Origin of the sequence: Nonomuraea africana, from assembly GCF_014873535.1 — a bacterium.
GTDB classification, from domain to species: Bacteria; Actinomycetota; Actinomycetes; order Streptosporangiales; family Streptosporangiaceae; genus Nonomuraea; species Nonomuraea africana.
Genome location: NZ_JADBEF010000001.1, coordinates 7159176 through 7175000 on the forward strand (window position 1 = coordinate 7159176; position 15825 = coordinate 7175000).

Below are 15825 nucleotides of genomic sequence, written 5' to 3' on the forward strand. Positions count from 1 at the left end.
GAGGCGTCATGGGCTGGTGGCAGATCAACGCCGACACCCTGGCCGAGGGCCGGTTCGCGCTCTCTCCCCTGGCCGAGGCCACGGCGGCGCTCTTCGCGCTGGAGGCGCGCGTCGCGGGACATCCCGGCCAGCGCGCCTGGCTCGACGCCCATCTGCCCGCCTACAGGGAACGGCTGGCCGCCGACCCGATCACCGCGCTGCTCCTGCGGGCGGCGTTCGGCGCCGCGTGGACCGCCGACTTCCTCACCCCCGCCCCGACCGGCGAGGACGACCCCTCCTTCGAGGAGGAGCTGGCGCGCGTCCGCCGGACCCCGCCGGCAACCGCCGTCTCGGACCTGGCGGTGTCCATGGCCGGCCCCGTCCCCGCCGAGTTGCACCGCACCGACCTGCCCGAGCGCGCGGCCGACCTGCTGGAGTGGGTGTGGCGGGAGACCGTGCTCCCCTCATGGCCGCAGCGCAGGCGGGTCCTCGACGCCGACATCGTCGCCAGGACCCGGCTCCTCACGCAGGGCGGCTGGGCCGCGGCACTGGACGGCCTGCGACCGGGGATGCGCTGGCTCGGGGAGGGCAGGCTGCGGATCAACACCCACGACTACCCGCCCAGGGACCTGTCGGGCTCTCGCCTGCTGTTCGTGCCCGTCACCCCGCTCACGCCGAGAAAGGGCTGGATCGGGTGGAGTCTGCCGCACCGCTACGCCGTGGTGTACGTGTGCTCGGGCGCCCTGGCCGACGTGGACACCGTCCCCGTTCCCGAGGCGCTGGGCGCGCTGATCGGACCGGCCCGCGCGAAGGTGCTCATCCTGCTCGGCACACCGAAGAGCACGACGCAGCTGGTGGCGCTGACCGGTCAGGGGCTCGGCTCGGTGGGCCGCCACCTGAAGATCCTGCTCGACGCCCACCTCGTACGGCGCCGCCGTGCGGGCCGCTCGGTTCTCTACTACCGGACGAGCACGGGCGACGCCCTCGCCGAGGCCTTCGACGGGCAGCCCGCCGGATCACGGTGAACCGGCGGGCCTGCCGTACGGGCGCTCCCGGGGGCCCTACTTGTGCGCCAGGGTGCCCAGGTTGACGTCGGTGTCCTCGGAGACCTGCGCGTCGGCGGGCTCGGCGGGCGCTGCGGGCGCTGCGGGCTCCTCTTCGACGATCATCCGCACCTCCTCGACCTCCTCGGCGGCCGGCTCGGCGGCGATCAGCGGGCCCGAGGAGTTCTCCCTGCGCATGAGGTCGCCCAGCACCGAGCTGATCTCGTTGAGCCTGCGCACGACCTCACCGTGCGTGTCGGTGAGGTAGGTGACCCGCCGTCCCGCGTGCTCGTCCAGCGCGTCGACCCGCTGCTGCGCGGCCGCGAGCGCCGCCTGCGCCTCGGCCTGCGCGTTGGACAGCGTGGCCGCCGCCTCCGCACGCGCCGCGCCCAGGGTGGACTCGGCCTCCTCGCGGGCGCTCTCCACGGTCTGCTCCGCCTCCAGCCGCGCGGCGGTGAGCAACCGCTCGGACTCCGCCCTGGCCGCGCGCAGGGTCTCGTCGGCCTCGGCCCTGGCGGTGGTGAGGGTCTCCTCGGCGTCCGCACCCGCCTGGGCCAGCATGCGCTCCGCCGCGCCCGTCGCCTCGCCCACGCGGCGCTCGGCCTCGGCCTGCGCGCTGGTCAGGATGTTGTCGGCGGTCTCGCGCGCGGAGGAGACCATGCGCTCGGCCTCCATCGAGGAGGTCTCGCGCAGCCTCTTGGCCTCGGCCTCCGCGTCCTCGCGCTTGGCGGCCGCCTCCTCCTCGCCCAGCTTGAGGATCTGCGCCAGCCTCGGGCTGAGGTCGTCGTAACTCTGCGGAGCCTCGACCATCCGGCGCCTGGCCTCGGCCAGCTCGATGCGGCCCTGCTCGGCCTGGTCGATCGCGCGCGCCAGCCGCTCCTCCAGGTCTCTGATCTGGTTGCGTGAGCGGATCATGTAATCGTGCACCTGACGACGGCTGTAGCCGCGCATGACGACTTCGAAGGAGTCTTCCTGCATCAGGTCGGGAAAGCTCTCGGGGTGGTTTGTCATCTGGTATATGGCGCTTCCCCTCTGTCCGAGGGTCGAGGAAGGCCACCCTCCTTTCGGAAACTCTACGGAAAAATCTGATCACATTCAGTAATGTTCGGCGCACGAGGCGAAGAGGGCAGGAGGGGCGCGATGCCGCTGCGCGCATCGGCCGGCGAAGGTCTGCCCCTGTCGGCGCGGACACGGCTCACCCCAGCGGTGGACGGGGCCGAGCGGTAGGCACACGCTTCCGGCCTCCCTTCAACCAGACGGGACCGTGAGAGCAAGCCGCCGGTTGCAGCCGGTGGCGGGTAATGCGGAGTGCACTGGGCGGGGGGCTTGCGGTTTGTGAGGGTCCGACAACGACGTGTCAGGGAATGACTTTCCTGCCATCTGCCCAAGTCCGCAACCCGAACGCCATACCTGCCCGGGAAATCTCGGACTACTACGATGTCCAAGATGTACATCGCAGCACTGGACGACGGCGCAGTTCCTGACATTCACCCAGATGCCTACATCGCGCCTGGTGCGGTGGTCGTCGGCCGCGTCAGGGTCGGCAGGGGCGCCAGCGTCTGGTACGGCTCGGTCCTGCGCGGCGACGACGAACGCGTCGAGATCGGCGAGGAGTGCAACGTCCAGGACCTGTGCTGCCTGCACGCCGATCCGGGCGAGCCCGCCGTCCTCGAACCGAGGGTGAGCCTCGGGCACAAGGCGATGGTCCACGGCGCGCACGTCGAGACCGGCGCGCTGATCGGCATCGGCGCGATCGTGCTCGGCGGGGCCAGGATCGGGGCGGGCACCCTGGTGGCGGCGGGCGCGCTGGTCGGGCCGGGCAAGAAGATCCCCGCGGGCGTCCTGGTGGCGGGCGTGCCGGGCAGGGTGGTGCGCGAGCTCACCGACGACGACAGGGCGAGCTTCGCGCAGACTCCCGACCGGTACATGGCCAAGGCGCTCAGACACCGGCAGGCGTCAGCAGTTTGACCAGCACGTCGTCGGGGGCCGTCATGAGGTCACCGCCCTCTGGCGTGGCGGGTCGCAGGAAGCGCGCGTAGTCAACGGTGATCCTGACGTCGGGCAGGCCCTTGATCGCTTTGGCGTTGGCCTTGGCCGCGTCCTTCTTCAGCGCGCCGTAGCTGTCCCAGTCGGTGTAGCCGGTGATGCCCCACTGCAGCACCTTCGGCAGGTCGTCCCGCACCCAGCGCTGGCCGAGCTTCCAGGTGCCGCCGTCCTCCTTGTAGAAGGCGGCCACCACGCCCCCCGCCCTGGCCAGGACCAGCTCCATCCAGCCCGCCTTGACTGCCACCTCCTTGGGCTTGGAGCTGCCGTCCAGCGTGCTCTTCGCCTCCACCCTCTTGGCGCTGTCGCCCGTGCCCGTGGTGACGGAGACCCAGTTCGGATTGGCGTTCGACTGCGGCACCCGCAGCATCACGCCGCCGAGCGAGAACTTCCGCTCGGGCTGGTCCTTCTTCTTGCCCTCGACCTTGAGCCGCACGTGCATCACGATGTCGCCGGCCAGCTCCTGGTAGACGAAGGGCCCCCGGAACCCGTCGAACCAGGTGGAGGTCTTGGGCTCGAGGTAGAGAGCGTTCTTCGCGGTGTCGTTGACGTCGAGCTTCGCGATCCTGTTCAGGTCGCCCTCGGTGTCGCTCAGCTTGCTCCACGCGCTCAGGTCCGCCGTGCCGGCGAACTCGCTGGAGGCGGTGCCGACCTCGCCGCCCGGGTCGGGCGGTCGCACGGCGGCGGTGGTGAGCGCCTTGGATGAAGCCTGTGGAGCCTGCCCCGACGCTGTCCCACAACCGGCCAGCAGTCCGGCGACGGCCAGGGACACCGCAATCTTCGCTCTCATAACGGACATTCTGCCTCGTCTTTACGTCGGGCTACGATGCCGCCATGCGGTTCACGGCCATCGAGGCGGACGTCCGCGCGATGGTCACCGACCCGCGCTGGACGGCGCTCCCCCTCCAGTCGCGCGCCCACGCGATCGCGTCCAGGGCCCTGGCCACGCCCGACGGGGGCCGGTGGATCTTCGGCGCGCACGCCCGCTGGTACCTGCAGGACCCCATCGACGGCCGCTGGCACCTGACCGCCCCGCCACGCCAGTGCCCGGCCCGCATCCAGCCGCACACCGGCGTCCTGCTGCCGCACCTGGTGCCGCGCGGGCCCGACTTCGCCTTCACCGGATGGTCCAGCCAGGCGTTCGTCGGGCCCGACGTGCCCGCCGCGCTCACCGCCGAGATCCGCGCCCTGGTCAGGGCGAACGGCAGGCGCTCGGTCGACGACTTCCCGCTGAGCTCCTTTCGCGAGGTCTTCGCGAGCGACGTGCCGGGCACGGTGGCGGCGATCTGGGCGACGATCATGTGGTGCGCCTACGCACCCGCCTTCGACGGCAACGAGCAGCTGCTCTCGGTGTTCGGCGAGTACCTGGGCCGTCCGCTGCCCGGCGACGAGTGGGTGCGCTGGCTGCCCTCCCCGCCGCTGACCGCCCTCGTCACCCTGTACGGCGAGCGGATCAGAGCCGGCGCCGCCCGTGCCGCGCTGCGCCTGGCCGCCCTCATGGCCGACACGGCCGGGATCCTCGCGGCCGACGCGCGCTTCGCGCCGAGGGCCCAGGCGCTCATCGCGATGCTGGAGCCCACTCTTCGCAATCCCGCCCTCGACCACCAGACCGCCACAGGCCCCCTCCCGGTGCACCGGCCACCCCTGGCCCCGCACCGGCTCCCCACGGGCCCTCTCGCCCCGCCTCCGGCCCACACGGACTCCTCCGGTGCCTTCCGCGCCCCCTCCGCCGACCACCCCCGAGCAGAATGGCCCCCCACCGCCCACCCGCACGAGACCCAGGGATGGGCCACCACCGGCCACCCGCACGACGCCGCAGGATGGGCCACCTCTGGTCCCTCGCACGACGCCTCGGGATGGATCGCCGCCGGGCACTCGCACGAGACCGCGGGGTGGACGCCCGGCGGTCGTTCACGCGAGATCTCGGGGTGGGCCTCCGCCGACCGATCGGTAGAGATGCCCGGCCGGACTCCCTCCGCGGATCCGCGCGAGGACCCGGGCGCGGCCGCCGCCGACGACGCGCTGCGGTGGGCGTGGCTGGCCAGGGTGCCCGACCGCCTGGCGCGGGCCGTCCTCGCGGAGACCGACCCCGGGGAGCACCTCCGCCACACCGTCGGCGACCTGCTCGAGGCCGTGGCCTTCGCCCCCGATCCGCACAGGACGGCCGCCGCCCTCCTCGCGGCCGACCACGTCGACGCCCCCGAGGGGCTGCCCACCGTGTCGGCCTGGCTGGACCACCGCCTGCGCCACGCCCTCCACACCCAGCTCGCCGCCTCGCACGGCGAGGACACCGAGCCCGACGGGTTCGAGGTGGGGCCGCGCTGGCTCGACACCGTCCCGCCCACCAGGGAGGAGGCGGCCGCGGTGCTGGGCGCCGCCTACGCGTCAGGGCTGGCGTGGTGCCGTCTCACCGGCACGCCCGTGCCGGGCGGTGGCTTCCCCGGGGCCGCCGCGATCGTTCACAGGCTCATCCATGAGCGCGACGATCCCCACCTAAACCACTAATACGGCTATTTCACCCTTACTCGGTAAATATCGTTCCAGCGCGAGAATTCTCCGAATTGTGATCTCGGAAACGGGAAATGATCCGTGTGGGGGCAGGATGGCACCGCAAGGAATGACCCCGATGGGCCATGTCGCCTGAAGGGCCCCCGCCGTAACCTCGAAGAGGGTGTGGGCTGCGGAAGGAAGGACGACGCGGTGGGGCACGACGACCTGGACTCTCGGGTCCACGACCGTGTCGCGTTGGACGAGATTGCGCTCTACGCCGAGGTGCTCACCGCCGTCGCGATCAGCGAGCGGCGGCTGACCTTGGACGAACTCGACGACGCGCTCGGATTGCGGACTTCGGCGAGCCGCTGAAGGCCATCACATTGACCTAGTCCCGGACTCCCGCGGGGTCCGGGACACGGTTTTTCTGATAGCTCACCGAAGCCCGAGATGACTAGTCACGAGCGGACGAGTCGAGCGATCGCCGCCGACGCCTCCTTGACCTTCGCCTCCGCCTCGGGGCCTCCGGAGTTGATCGCGTCGGTCACGCAGTGGGAGATGTGCTCCTCCAGCAGCCCGAGGGCCACCGCCTGGAGCGCCCGCGTGGCCGCCGAGACCTGGGTGAGGATGTCGATGCAGTAGGCATCGTCCTCCACCATGCGCTGCAGGCCCCTGATCTGACCTTCGATCCGCCGCAGACGGGTCAGATAGGCCTGCTTGTCTCCGCTGTACCCATGCATGCATCAAAGGTACCCAGTCAGCGGAGGTCGGCGATCAGCCGTTCCCACTGCGCCGAGATCTCGGGCGCCGCGTGCCCCGTGGCGGTCTCGAGCGCTCCGGCCGCCAGCGATCTGCGCCTGCGATCGTCGTCGACCAGCGTGAGCAGGGCCGAGGCGTACAGCTCGATCTCCCCCTCGGGCACGAGCACGCCGTTGTAGCCGGTGACGATGTACTCGGCGGCGCCTGTGGCGCCGTCGAAACCCACCACGGGCACGCCGCAGCCCATCGCCTCCAGCACGGTCATCCCGAGCGTCTCCGCGCGTGACGTGGTCGCCACGATCGACGCCTTGGCGAACTCCCCTGCCAGGTCGGGCGTGGTCCCCATGAAGTAGACGTGGTTGTGCAGGTTGAGGTCGCGCACCAGGTCACGCAGCCTGCGCTCCTCGGGGCCCGAGCCGTACAGCCTGAGCCGCCAGTCGGGGCGCTTGTCCGCCACGATCGCGAAGGCCCTGATCAGCCGGTCGTAGGCGCGGGCGGCCACCAGGCGCCCGCCGGTCGCCACGATCCTGTTGTCCATCCGCGAGCGCGGCCACGGCCCGCCGGGCAGGGCGTCGGGCACCACGTGGACCGCGGGACCCGCGGTCTCGAGCAGCCGCCGCCAGTCGTCCCTCGCCCCCTCGGTGGAGGTCACCACCGCGTCGAGCCGGGGGTAGAACCGCTTCACGGGCGCCGGTACGGCAGGCCGCCCCCACTCCCAAGCGATCTTGACCAGCTCCCTCGGGGCCGATCTGGCCGCCTGGACACTGATGCCGGGCCGGGTGGTGATGAGAACATCACTCCTGAGCGTGCGCACCAACCGCCACAGCGCCACCTCGGTGCGCATCTGGCCACGCGGCAGCAACTGCCTCGACCCGGGCCTGGCGTCGATCAGTGAGCGCATCGACACCCGCCCGCTCACCGGAAAGAACGGCTTCTCCTTCTGCCGCCTGACGCTGATGACCTCGACCTCGTGCCGCTCGGCCAGGTCGGAGGCGAGGTTGAGGACGGCGCGCACATCTCCCCGCATGACGTAGGCGGAGGGGAGAACGAGGCTGACCTTCACACGCCCACCTCGATCCGCAGCTCGTCGTCGGCGGTGTAGCACGGGCGGACCGGCACGCCGTCCACCCGCATCGCCGGATAGTGCAGGCGGCGGCGCTTGCCGTCGACGTCGTCCAGCCGGGAGGCGAGGCGCAGCGGCGCCGGCACACCCTCCACCTCCAGCGAAGGCTCCCAGGTGCCCGCGCCCTCGGGATCGGCCGCGATCACGTCGACCAGCGAGACGGCGGCGTGGAAGCGCACCCCCTGGACGGTCGCGACGGCGGCCACCGTGGTCGCCGCCGCCTCGTCCACCGCCCCGCCGTCCGGCGTGTCATCGGCCCGCGAGGGCCGCCTGCGCTGCAGTGAGAGCGTGGCCTCGTGCCTGGCGTCGTCGTCGTCGAGCCCCGTGTAGGCCAGCAGCCCGGTGACCTCGAAGCGGCCCTCCCTGAACCAGACCGCGCGCACCTCGGCGGCGGGCTCGGCGGTGCAGATCTTCAGCGCCAGGAAGCCGTTCCGCGTGCGGTAGGCCCGGTAGGCGAGCGTGCGCCTCGACAGCGCGTAGGTGTCGAGATGGTCGAGGGAGAAGCCGGGGTCGACGCTCCTGATGCGGGTGCGGCCGTCGTCGTCCCCGAGGTAGGCGTCCCACCGGCCGGAGGTCAGCGTCAGCGGTGACAGCGAGACCGCGAGCGCGGCGTCGCGCACCTCCGCGCCCGCTGCGCCCAGCGAGATGCGGCGCTCGATCCCCGTCGCGCGGTGACGCAGGATCAGCTCCATGCCGGGTTTCAGCGGGCGGTCGACGGCCAGTCGGAGGGAGAGCACGTCAGCCAGGGTGACTTCGGCGTCGGTCACGACGACGCGCATCCGCAGCCCCTCCCCGTCGAATGAAGCCATGCGACGTTGAGGTTACCGTGATTTTCCCGTTATGTGGAGAAAGGTTTTCGGCCTTGTCGCGCGACTGACATGCGAAAGTCCGCAACACCAGGTGTTGCGGACTTCCGACTCAGCCCTTGACAGACTTGATCAACAGCTGGGCCACGTCGACGACCTCCAGCGTCTCCTTGGCCTCGCCGCTGTTCTTCTTCTCGTTGATCGCGTCGCCCAGCATCACCATGCAGAACGGGCAGGCGGTGGAGACCGTGTCGGGATTCGTGGTCAGCGCCTCGTCCACGCGCTCGGTGTTGATGCGCTTGCCGATGCGCTCCTCCATCCACATGCGCGCGCCACCCGCGCCGCAGCAGAAGCCCCTGTCCTTGTGCCGGTGCATCTCCTGCGTCTGAACGCCCGGCACCTTCGACATGATGTCGCGGGGCTGGCTGTAGACCTTGTTGTGGCGGCCGAGGAAGCACGGGTCGTGGTAGGTGATCTTCTCCTCGATCGGCGTGATCGGGGTGAGCTTGCCCTCGTCCACCAGCTTGGCGAGCAGCTGCGTGTGGTGCACGACCTCGTAGGTGCCGCCGAGCTGCGGGTACTCGTTGGCCAGCGTGTTGAAGCAGTGGGGGCAGGTCGCCACGATCTTCTTCACGCCCGCCTCGTTCAGCGTCTCGATGTTCTGCTGGGCGAGCATGTTGAAGAGGAACTCCATGCCCAGGCGGCGGGCCGGGTCACCGGTGCACGCCTCGGCGGGACCGAGCACCGCGAACTTCACGCCCGCGATGTGGAGCAGTTCGGCGACGGCCTTCGTGGTCTTCTTGGCCCGGTCCTCCAGGGCTCCGGCACAGCCGACCCAGAACAGGTACTCGGTGTCCTCGGGCATCTTCTCGTCGATGAGCGTGACCTCGAAGTCAAGCTCCTCGATCCAGTCGGCCCGCTTCATCTCGGACATGCCCCACGGGTTGCCCTTGTTCTCCAGGTTCTTCACCATCACTCCCGCCTCGGACGGGAACGACGACTCCACCATCACCTGGTAGCGGCGCATGTCGAGGATGTGGTCGATGTGCTCGATGTCCACCGGGCACTGCTCGACGCAGGCGCCACAGTTGGTGCAGGACCACAGGACGTCGGGGTGGATGACGCCCTCCTCGCCGACCAGCGGCTTCTCCAGCAGCGCCAGCACGTCGGTGTCGGCGTGGCTGGTGTCGCCCTGCAGCAGGTACGGCGCGACCTTGAAGGCGTGGTCGCGCTGGTCGAGGATGAGCATCTTCGGCGACAGCGGCTTGTCGGTGTTCCAGGCGGGACACTGCGACTGGCACCGGCCGCACTCGGTGCAGGAGTAGAAGTCGAGGAAGCCCTTCCACGTCGTGTCGCCGATCTTCCCCCTGCCCAGCTTCTCGGGGTCGAGGTCCTCGTCCTCGAAGTCGACGGGCTTGCCGTCCACGCGCATCTCGGGCGCGGCGCCCAGGCCGTCGGGGCGGCGGGAGAACAGCACGTTCAGCGGCGCGGTGAAGATGTGCAGGTGCTTGGAGTTCACCACGATGACCAGGAACACCAGCATGAAGCCGATGTGCAGGAGCAGGGCGATCTCTTCGAGCAGCGGACTGGCGGGCAGCACGTTCCCCAGGGCCAGCGAGACGAAGGCGCCGCCGTCGTAGGGGAGGTTGTTGTTGGCCGCCGCGACGCCGCGGGCCAGGAACAGCGTCCAGATGATGTTGAAGATCATGAACAGGACGAGCCACGCGCCGCCGAGGTGGGAGCCGGAGAAGCGCGACTTGCGGCCCAGCGTCTTCGGCGAGTTCTTGACGCGGATCACCGCGAACGCCACGAGGCCGAGCAGACACGCGACCGCGATGAAGTCCTGGAGGAAGCCCAGGACCGACCACTGCCCGATCAGCGGGATGTGGAAGTTCGGCCGCCCAGTGACCGCGCCCTGGATGATCGCGCCGTACGCCTCGATGTAGACGGTCAGCAGGATGAAGAAGGCCCACATGACGAAGAAGTGCGCGACGCCCGAGGGTGTCCACTTCAGCAGCTTCTTCTGGCCGAACACCTCGACCAGCTGGGCCTTGGCCTCGTCGCCCGCGTGCGCCTTGGCGTACTCGATGCGCTCGGGCGCCGGCGGGCCGACCGTGGCCAGCTTGAACAGGAACAGCGCTCGACGGCCCGCCACGGCGACCGCCGCGACGGTCATCGCGAGCCCGATGATGGCTACCCAGAGCACGATTCCTCCCACAGACGGCGTCAGGCCAATCCTACCGGTGAGTAACTTTGCACCGATACGGCCATATTAGAACATTGCTCTATGGAGCCAGATAGCGCTGCACCGTCGGCGCGAGCAGCTCCACCAGGTCCTCCAGATCGGCGGAGGCCAGCGGCTCGAGCGCGAGCACGTAGCGAGCCAGCACCACGCCGATGAGCTGGGCGAAGGCCGCCTCCATCCGCAGGTGCGACACGCCGAGCCCGTCGGCCACCTTATACAGCAGCGCGTTGGTGATGAACTCCCGAATCATGCCGACGACCTGCTCGTTGGTCATCGCCGACCGGAGCAGCGCGAGCACCGGCTCCCTGGCCTGGGCGTCGGACGTCACCGTCAGGATGAATCTGACGAGCCGCTCGCCGACCTCCTCGCGCGGCCCCTCCAGGACCAGGGGCACCACCTGGGCCGGATCGATCGGCAGCTGCATGGCCGCGACGAACAGGCCCTCCTTGGTGTCGAAGTAGTGGTGCACGAGCGCGGGGTCCACCGCCGCCTCGCGGGCGATGCCGCGGATCGTCGCCTTGTCGAAGCCCTTCTCCGCGAACACCTGCCGGGCCGCGGCGAGGATCTCGCCGCGGGTGTCGGCCGCCCCCGGCCTGCGTCCCGTGCGCCGGTTGACGGTCACCTGCCGACCGCCAGGTAGACGCGCATCGGCACGGTGAGCAGGCCGTCGGGGAAGACCCTGATCAGCTCCGCCCGCTGCCTGTCGACCAGCTCGTCGGCGGCCTCCTGGGTCAGGGCCGCCATGTAGGAGTGGGAGCGCAGGTCGAGCAGGAACTCCTCCACCGCCACCAGGCGGGTCCAGTGCAGCCAGCGCTCCTCCACCCGCAGCGCGGCGGCGATCTGCGGCACCCGCCACTCGGGCAGCGCGGGACCCCAGTAGGTCGGGCACGACTCGGCCAGGCGCACCTCGTAGGCGGCCAGCCAGTCGGCCTTGCCCGCGTCGGTCGTGTTCCACCAGGCGGCGATCGCGCCTCCCGGCCGCAGCGCCCTCCTGGCCTCGGCGACGGAGGTCACGGGGTCGAGCCAGTGCCACGACTGGGCGTAGGTCACCAGGTCGGCGCCGCCGTCCCTGATCGGGAGCGCGTTTCCGTCGCCCTGCACCACGACCAACCGGCCCGATGCGCTTGCGCCTGACTCGAGTCGTCCTTCTTCGTCCGGCGCGTCCGCCGCCTCGGCCCCCGGAGAGCCCACGGGCTGCCCCTCACGGGCCGGCGTCTGGCCGGCTCGCTGTGCCGTACCTGAGCGGTCTCGGGCCACCAGGCGCGCGAGCATCTCGCGCCCCGGGTCGACGGCGACCACCCGGGCGCCACGGGCGCGCAGCGCGCGGCTGGAGATGCCGGTGCCCGCGCCCACGTCCACCACGGTCGCGCCGGCCAGCGGGATCCCCGAGACCTCCGACAGAGCGCGGAACAGCTCGTCGGGGTAGCCGGGCCGGGCGGCGTCGTAGGCATCGGCGACCCGGTCGAACACCCTGCCAAGCGCGCGAGAGGGGCCAGTGACACTCATGAGAACACTTTGCCCCACTCGCTGACCATCTAGACGCCGCTCATTGAGACGCCGCCAGATGCAGCCTGGCGAAGGCGAGCCCCTCGGCCAGATCGTCGATCCGCTCGGTACGGCTGGCCGCCTTGCGCGTGTTGATCTCCAGAACGACCAGCCCGCCGAAGCCGGTGCCGGCCAGCCGTTCGAGGACCGCCGCGCACGGCTGGTTGCCCCGGCCCGGCACCAGGTGCTCGTCCTTGTTGCTGACCCCGAGACCGTCGGCCAGGTGCAGGTGCGCCAGCCGGTCGCCGAGCTTGACCGCCATCTCCATCGCGTCGGAGCCCGAGACCGCCGTGTGCGACAGGTCGAGCGTGACCTGCGGAAAGGCGTAGTCGATCGGATTCCAGTCAGGTGAGTACGGCACGACGTCGTTGCCACGCGCCTTCAGCGGGAACATGTTCTCCACCGCGAAGATCACGTCGGTCTCCTCGCGCATCCGCGCCAGGCCGTTCTCGAAGTCGCGCGCGTAGTCGCGCTGCCAGCGGAACGGCGGATGCACCACGACAGTCTGCGCGCCGAGCCGCTCGGCGGCCTTCTGCGCCTTCAGCAGCTTCGCCCACGGGTCGCGCCCCCACACCCGCTGGGTGACCAGCAGACACGGCGCGTGGATCGCCAGGACCGGGACGCCGTAGTGGTCGGACAACCGTTCGATCACGTCGATGTCCTGGCTGACCGGATCGGCGCCCACCATGATCTCAACACCGTCGTAGCCGAGGCGCGCGGCCAGCTCGAAGGCGTCCGGGGTGCGTTCCGGATATACCGAAGCCGTGGACAATGCGATCTTCGCATTGGGCACGCGGATGACATCTGCCACGCTGCCAGCGTATGCCGCCGGACCTCGTACCGTTGAACCATGCCGCGCATCGCGAACGGGGCGATCCCCAGCCCCAACATCTGGAACGCACCCAAGATCTACGAGGTGGAGAACCGCGCGGTCGACCCCGAGGGCAAGGCGAACGCGGCCATGCGCGCCATCCGGCACTGGGACGGCGCGACCGTCCTCGACATCGGCTGCGGCGCCGGATACCACCTGCCGATCTTCGCCGCCTCCGCCGCGAAGGTGGCGGGCGTGGAGCCGCACGGCGACCTGGTCGAGCTGGCCAGACGCCGCTGCGCGGGCCTGTCCAACGTGAAGGTGCACGCGGCCACCGCCCAGAACCTGCCGCTGCCCGACGCGAGCGTCGACGTGGCCGTCGCCCGCTGGGCCTACTTCTTCGGCCCCGGCTGCGAGCCCGGCCTGCGCGAGCTCGACCGCGTCGTACGGCGGGGCGGCGCCGCCTTCGTCATCGACCTCGACGCCACGCGCGGCGCCTTCGGCCGCTGGTTCCAGCGCACGGTGCCCTCCTATTCCGCCAGGACGGTCGAGAACTTCTGGTCCCGCCACGGCTGGCAGCGCGACACGCTCGACCTCCGCATGGTCTTCCAGCACAGGGCCGACCTGGAGGACGTGCTGCGCATCGAGTTCTCCCACGAGGTGGCGGAGGAGGCCATCGCCGAGACCCCGGGGCTCGAGCTGCCGTATCCGAACGTGCTCCGCTGGCGCTACTTCTGAGCTTGACCTTGTCACCGGTGTCAGGGTTTAGCTTGGAGGCATGCGGATCGGAGAGCTTGCCGAACTGACCGGCGTGAGCGCCCGCTCCCTGCGTTACTACGAGCAGCACGGACTGATCAAGGCACGCAGGGGGACCAACGGCTATCGCCACTACGACCCTTCGGACGTCGAGCTGGTCAGCGAGATCCGTTCGCTGCTGACCGTGGGCTTCACGCTCGAGGACGCCAGGCCGTTCGTCGACTGCCTGCGCGCGGGGCACGCCACGGGCTCCTCCTGCGCGGAGTCGATGGCCGTCTCACGGCGCAAGCTCGCGGAGATCGACGAGGAGATCCGCGTCCTGCTGGCCCGGCGCGCCGAGGTCGCGGGACAACTCGGCAAGAGCTGCTCTGGATGCTTCGCCAAGGGAGAGACATGATCAAGCTGACCACCGACAACTTCGAGGAGCTCGTGCTCAAGAGCTCCGAGCCCGTCCTGGTGGACTTCTGGGCGGAGTGGTGCGGTCCGTGCAGGATGGTCGCGCCCGTCCTCGAGCAGATCGAGGCCGAGCGCGGGCTCACGATCGGCAAGCTGAACACCGACGAGAACCCCGAGATCATGACCCGCTACGGCATCATGGGCATCCCCACGCTGCTGCTGTTCGAGAACGGCGAGCCAGTCAAGCAGGTCGTCGGCGCCAAGCCCAAGCGCTTGCTGGAGGCAGAGCTCGGCCTGTCCTGACCCACTCGCCGTGTCCTGCCCGGGCCCGGTCGTGCCGAACCGATCGCGTCGGGCTGATCCGATCGGGGGGCGGCGGATTGTCGGCGGAGCAGGCTAGCCTGCTCGGCATGGCACCCAAGACCGCACAGAAGCCCGGTTACCGCTGCGCCGAGTGCGGTTGGCGCACCACCAAGTGGGTCGGCAGGTGCGGCGAGTGCCAGGCGTGGGGCACGGTCGACGAAGAAGGCGCACGGGCGGGCGTCCACGTGGTGCAGCCGGGCGCGACCAGCGGCCCCGCCGTCCCCATCGGCCACGTCAAGGCCGACATCGCGGCCGCCCGCACCACCGGCGTGAGCGAGCTCGACCGCGTGCTGGGCGGCGGTCTGGTGCCCGGCGCCGTCCTGCTGCTGGCCGGCGAGCCCGGCATCGGCAAGTCCACGCTGCTGCTCGAGGCCGCCGCCCGCATCGCCGAGCGGTCCACCGTCCTCTACGTCACGGGCGAGGAGTCCGCCGCCCAGGTGCGCCTGCGGGCCGACCGCATCGGCGCGATCCGCGACAACCTCTACCTCGCCGCCGAGACCGAGCTGTCGGCGCTGGTGACCCACGTGGAGAAGGTCGAGCCCCAGTTGCTCGTCGTCGACTCCGTGCAGACCGTCGGCTCGGCGCAGGCCACCGGCGTCCCCGGCGGCGTGACGCAGGTGCGCGAGGTGGCGGCCAATCTCGTCCGGCTGGCCAAGGAGCGCAACATGGCCACCGTGCTGGTCGGCCACGTCACCAAGGAGGGCTCGATCGCCGGCCCCCGCACCCTCGAGCACCTCGTCGACGTGGTGCTCAACTTCGAGGGCGACCGCCACTCCCGGCTGCGCATGGTCCGCGCGATCAAGAACAGGTTCGGCCCCACCGACGAGGTCGGCTGCTTCGACCTCCACGAACGCGGCATCGAGGGCATCACCGACCCCAGCGGGCTGTTCGTCTCGCGGCGCAGCGAGCCGGTTCCCGGCACCTGCGTCACCGTCACCGTCGAGGGCACCCGCCCGCTTCCCGCCGAGGTGCAGGCGCTCGTCGCCCGCACCGAGGCGCAGCAGCCGCGCCGCACCTCCTCCGGCCTCGACCCCTACCGCGTGCAGATGGTCCTGGCCGTCCTCGAACGCAGGCTCAACGCCCGCCTGGGCGGCTGCGACGTCTTCACCGCCACCGTCGGCGGCATCAAGCTGGCCGACCCCGCGGTCGATCTGTCCGTCATGCTCGCCGTGGCGAGCGCCGCCGGCGACAAGCCGCTTCCCTCGGGGCTCATCGCGCTGGGCGAGGTGGGGCTGGCCGGCGAGCTGCGGCCGGTGCGCGACGTCCGCCGCCGGCTGTCCGAGGCGGCGCGGCTGGGGTTCAAGCGGGCGCTGGTGCCCCGCGGCTCCCTCGAGGACGGCGGCCGCCGCCGCCCCGACGAGGAACGGGCTCTCGTCCCCGTCGGGCCCGTCGCCTTCGCGCCCGGGTTCGAGGTGATGGAGGCGGAGAACGTCTGGGACGCGCTCACGCACGTCACCTGACCTTGG

The 15825-nt window shown here is 70.7% G+C and carries 16 protein-coding genes; 7 read left to right on the top strand and 9 right to left on the bottom strand.

The window, feature by feature from the left end:
- Positions 1 to 8 precede the first annotated feature (8 nt).
- Positions 9 to 1004, top strand: coding sequence for an ArsR/SmtB family transcription factor (locus H4W81_RS34025; RefSeq protein WP_192778545.1), 996 nt, complete (start codon positions 9 to 11; stop codon positions 1002 to 1004).
- Between the two features lie 36 nt (positions 1005 to 1040).
- Here H4W81_RS34025 and H4W81_RS34030 read toward each other — a convergent pair whose 3' ends face one another.
- On the bottom strand, positions 1041 to 2033 hold the full coding sequence (locus H4W81_RS34030) for a DivIVA domain-containing protein (protein ID WP_192778546.1): 993 nt from the start codon (positions 2031 to 2033) through the stop codon (positions 1041 to 1043).
- Positions 2034 to 2468: 435 nt separating this feature from the next.
- Here H4W81_RS34030 and H4W81_RS34035 point away from each other — a divergent pair, with 435 nt between their 5' ends.
- On the top strand, positions 2469 to 2990 hold the full coding sequence (locus H4W81_RS34035) for a gamma carbonic anhydrase family protein (RefSeq protein WP_225958929.1): 522 nt from the start codon (positions 2469 to 2471) through the stop codon (positions 2988 to 2990).
- On the opposite strand, the gene H4W81_RS34040 is transcribed toward H4W81_RS34035, so the two are convergent.
- The gene (locus H4W81_RS34040; protein ID WP_192778548.1) at positions 2962 to 3855 is read right to left on the bottom strand and encodes a DUF1349 domain-containing protein; all 894 of its coding nucleotides are present in this window, start codon (positions 3853 to 3855) and stop codon (positions 2962 to 2964) included. The genes H4W81_RS34035 and H4W81_RS34040 overlap by 29 nt on opposite strands.
- Before the next feature lie 44 nt (positions 3856 to 3899).
- Here H4W81_RS34040 and H4W81_RS34045 point away from each other — a divergent pair, with 44 nt between their 5' ends.
- A complete protein-coding gene (locus tag H4W81_RS34045; RefSeq protein WP_192778549.1) occupies positions 3900 to 5570 on the top strand; it encodes a hypothetical protein in 1671 nt (556 codons plus the stop codon).
- Between the two features lie 443 nt (positions 5571 to 6013).
- On the opposite strand, the gene H4W81_RS34050 is transcribed toward H4W81_RS34045, so the two are convergent.
- The 7 genes from H4W81_RS34050 to H4W81_RS34080 all read right to left on the bottom strand — a co-directional run bounded on the left by H4W81_RS34050 (position 6014) and on the right by H4W81_RS34080 (position 12844).
- The gene (locus H4W81_RS34050) at positions 6014 to 6295 is read right to left on the bottom strand and encodes a metal-sensitive transcriptional regulator (protein ID WP_192778550.1); all 282 of its coding nucleotides are present in this window, start codon (positions 6293 to 6295) and stop codon (positions 6014 to 6016) included.
- Between the two features lie 17 nt (positions 6296 to 6312).
- Positions 6313 to 7377, bottom strand: coding sequence for a glycosyltransferase (locus tag H4W81_RS34055; RefSeq protein WP_192778551.1), 1065 nt, complete (start codon positions 7375 to 7377; stop codon positions 6313 to 6315).
- The gene (locus tag H4W81_RS34060; RefSeq protein ID WP_225958930.1) at positions 7374 to 8246 is read right to left on the bottom strand and encodes a hypothetical protein; all 873 of its coding nucleotides are present in this window, start codon (positions 8244 to 8246) and stop codon (positions 7374 to 7376) included. Before H4W81_RS34060 ends, H4W81_RS34055 begins: the two co-directional genes overlap by 4 nt.
- A gap of 109 nt (positions 8247 to 8355) precedes the next feature.
- Positions 8356 to 10449, bottom strand: coding sequence for a (Fe-S)-binding protein (locus tag H4W81_RS34065; RefSeq protein ID WP_192778552.1), 2094 nt, complete (start codon positions 10447 to 10449; stop codon positions 8356 to 8358).
- 79 nt (positions 10450 to 10528) lie between these two features.
- Positions 10529 to 11110: a TetR/AcrR family transcriptional regulator gene (locus tag H4W81_RS34070; RefSeq protein WP_192778553.1), complete on the bottom strand. Its 582-nt coding sequence runs from the start codon at positions 11108 to 11110 to the stop codon at positions 10529 to 10531.
- A complete protein-coding gene (locus tag H4W81_RS34075; RefSeq protein ID WP_192778554.1) occupies positions 11107 to 11994 on the bottom strand; it encodes a class I SAM-dependent methyltransferase in 888 nt (295 codons plus the stop codon). The genes H4W81_RS34070 and H4W81_RS34075 overlap by 4 nt, the downstream gene beginning before the upstream one ends.
- 40 nt (positions 11995 to 12034) lie before the next feature.
- A complete protein-coding gene (locus tag H4W81_RS34080) occupies positions 12035 to 12844 on the bottom strand; it encodes a sugar phosphate isomerase/epimerase family protein (protein WP_192778555.1) in 810 nt (269 codons plus the stop codon).
- 39 nt (positions 12845 to 12883) lie between these two features.
- Here H4W81_RS34080 and H4W81_RS34085 point away from each other — a divergent pair, with 39 nt between their 5' ends.
- The 4 genes from H4W81_RS34085 (at position 12884) to radA (ending at position 15819) form a co-directional block, all read left to right on the top strand.
- Positions 12884 to 13582, top strand: a complete 699-nt coding sequence (locus tag H4W81_RS34085) for a class I SAM-dependent methyltransferase (RefSeq protein ID WP_192778556.1) — start codon at positions 12884 to 12886, stop codon at positions 13580 to 13582.
- A gap of 40 nt (positions 13583 to 13622) precedes the next feature.
- Positions 13623 to 13997, top strand: a complete 375-nt coding sequence (locus H4W81_RS34090) for a MerR family transcriptional regulator (protein ID WP_192778557.1) — start codon at positions 13623 to 13625, stop codon at positions 13995 to 13997.
- The gene (gene trxA / locus H4W81_RS34095; RefSeq protein WP_192778558.1) at positions 13994 to 14299 is read left to right on the top strand and encodes a thioredoxin; all 306 of its coding nucleotides are present in this window, start codon (positions 13994 to 13996) and stop codon (positions 14297 to 14299) included. Before H4W81_RS34090 ends, trxA begins: the two co-directional genes overlap by 4 nt.
- 107 nt (positions 14300 to 14406) lie before the next feature.
- On the top strand, positions 14407 to 15819 hold the full coding sequence (gene radA / locus H4W81_RS34100; protein WP_192778559.1) for a DNA repair protein RadA: 1413 nt from the start codon (positions 14407 to 14409) through the stop codon (positions 15817 to 15819).
- Positions 15820 to 15825 lie beyond the last annotated feature (6 nt).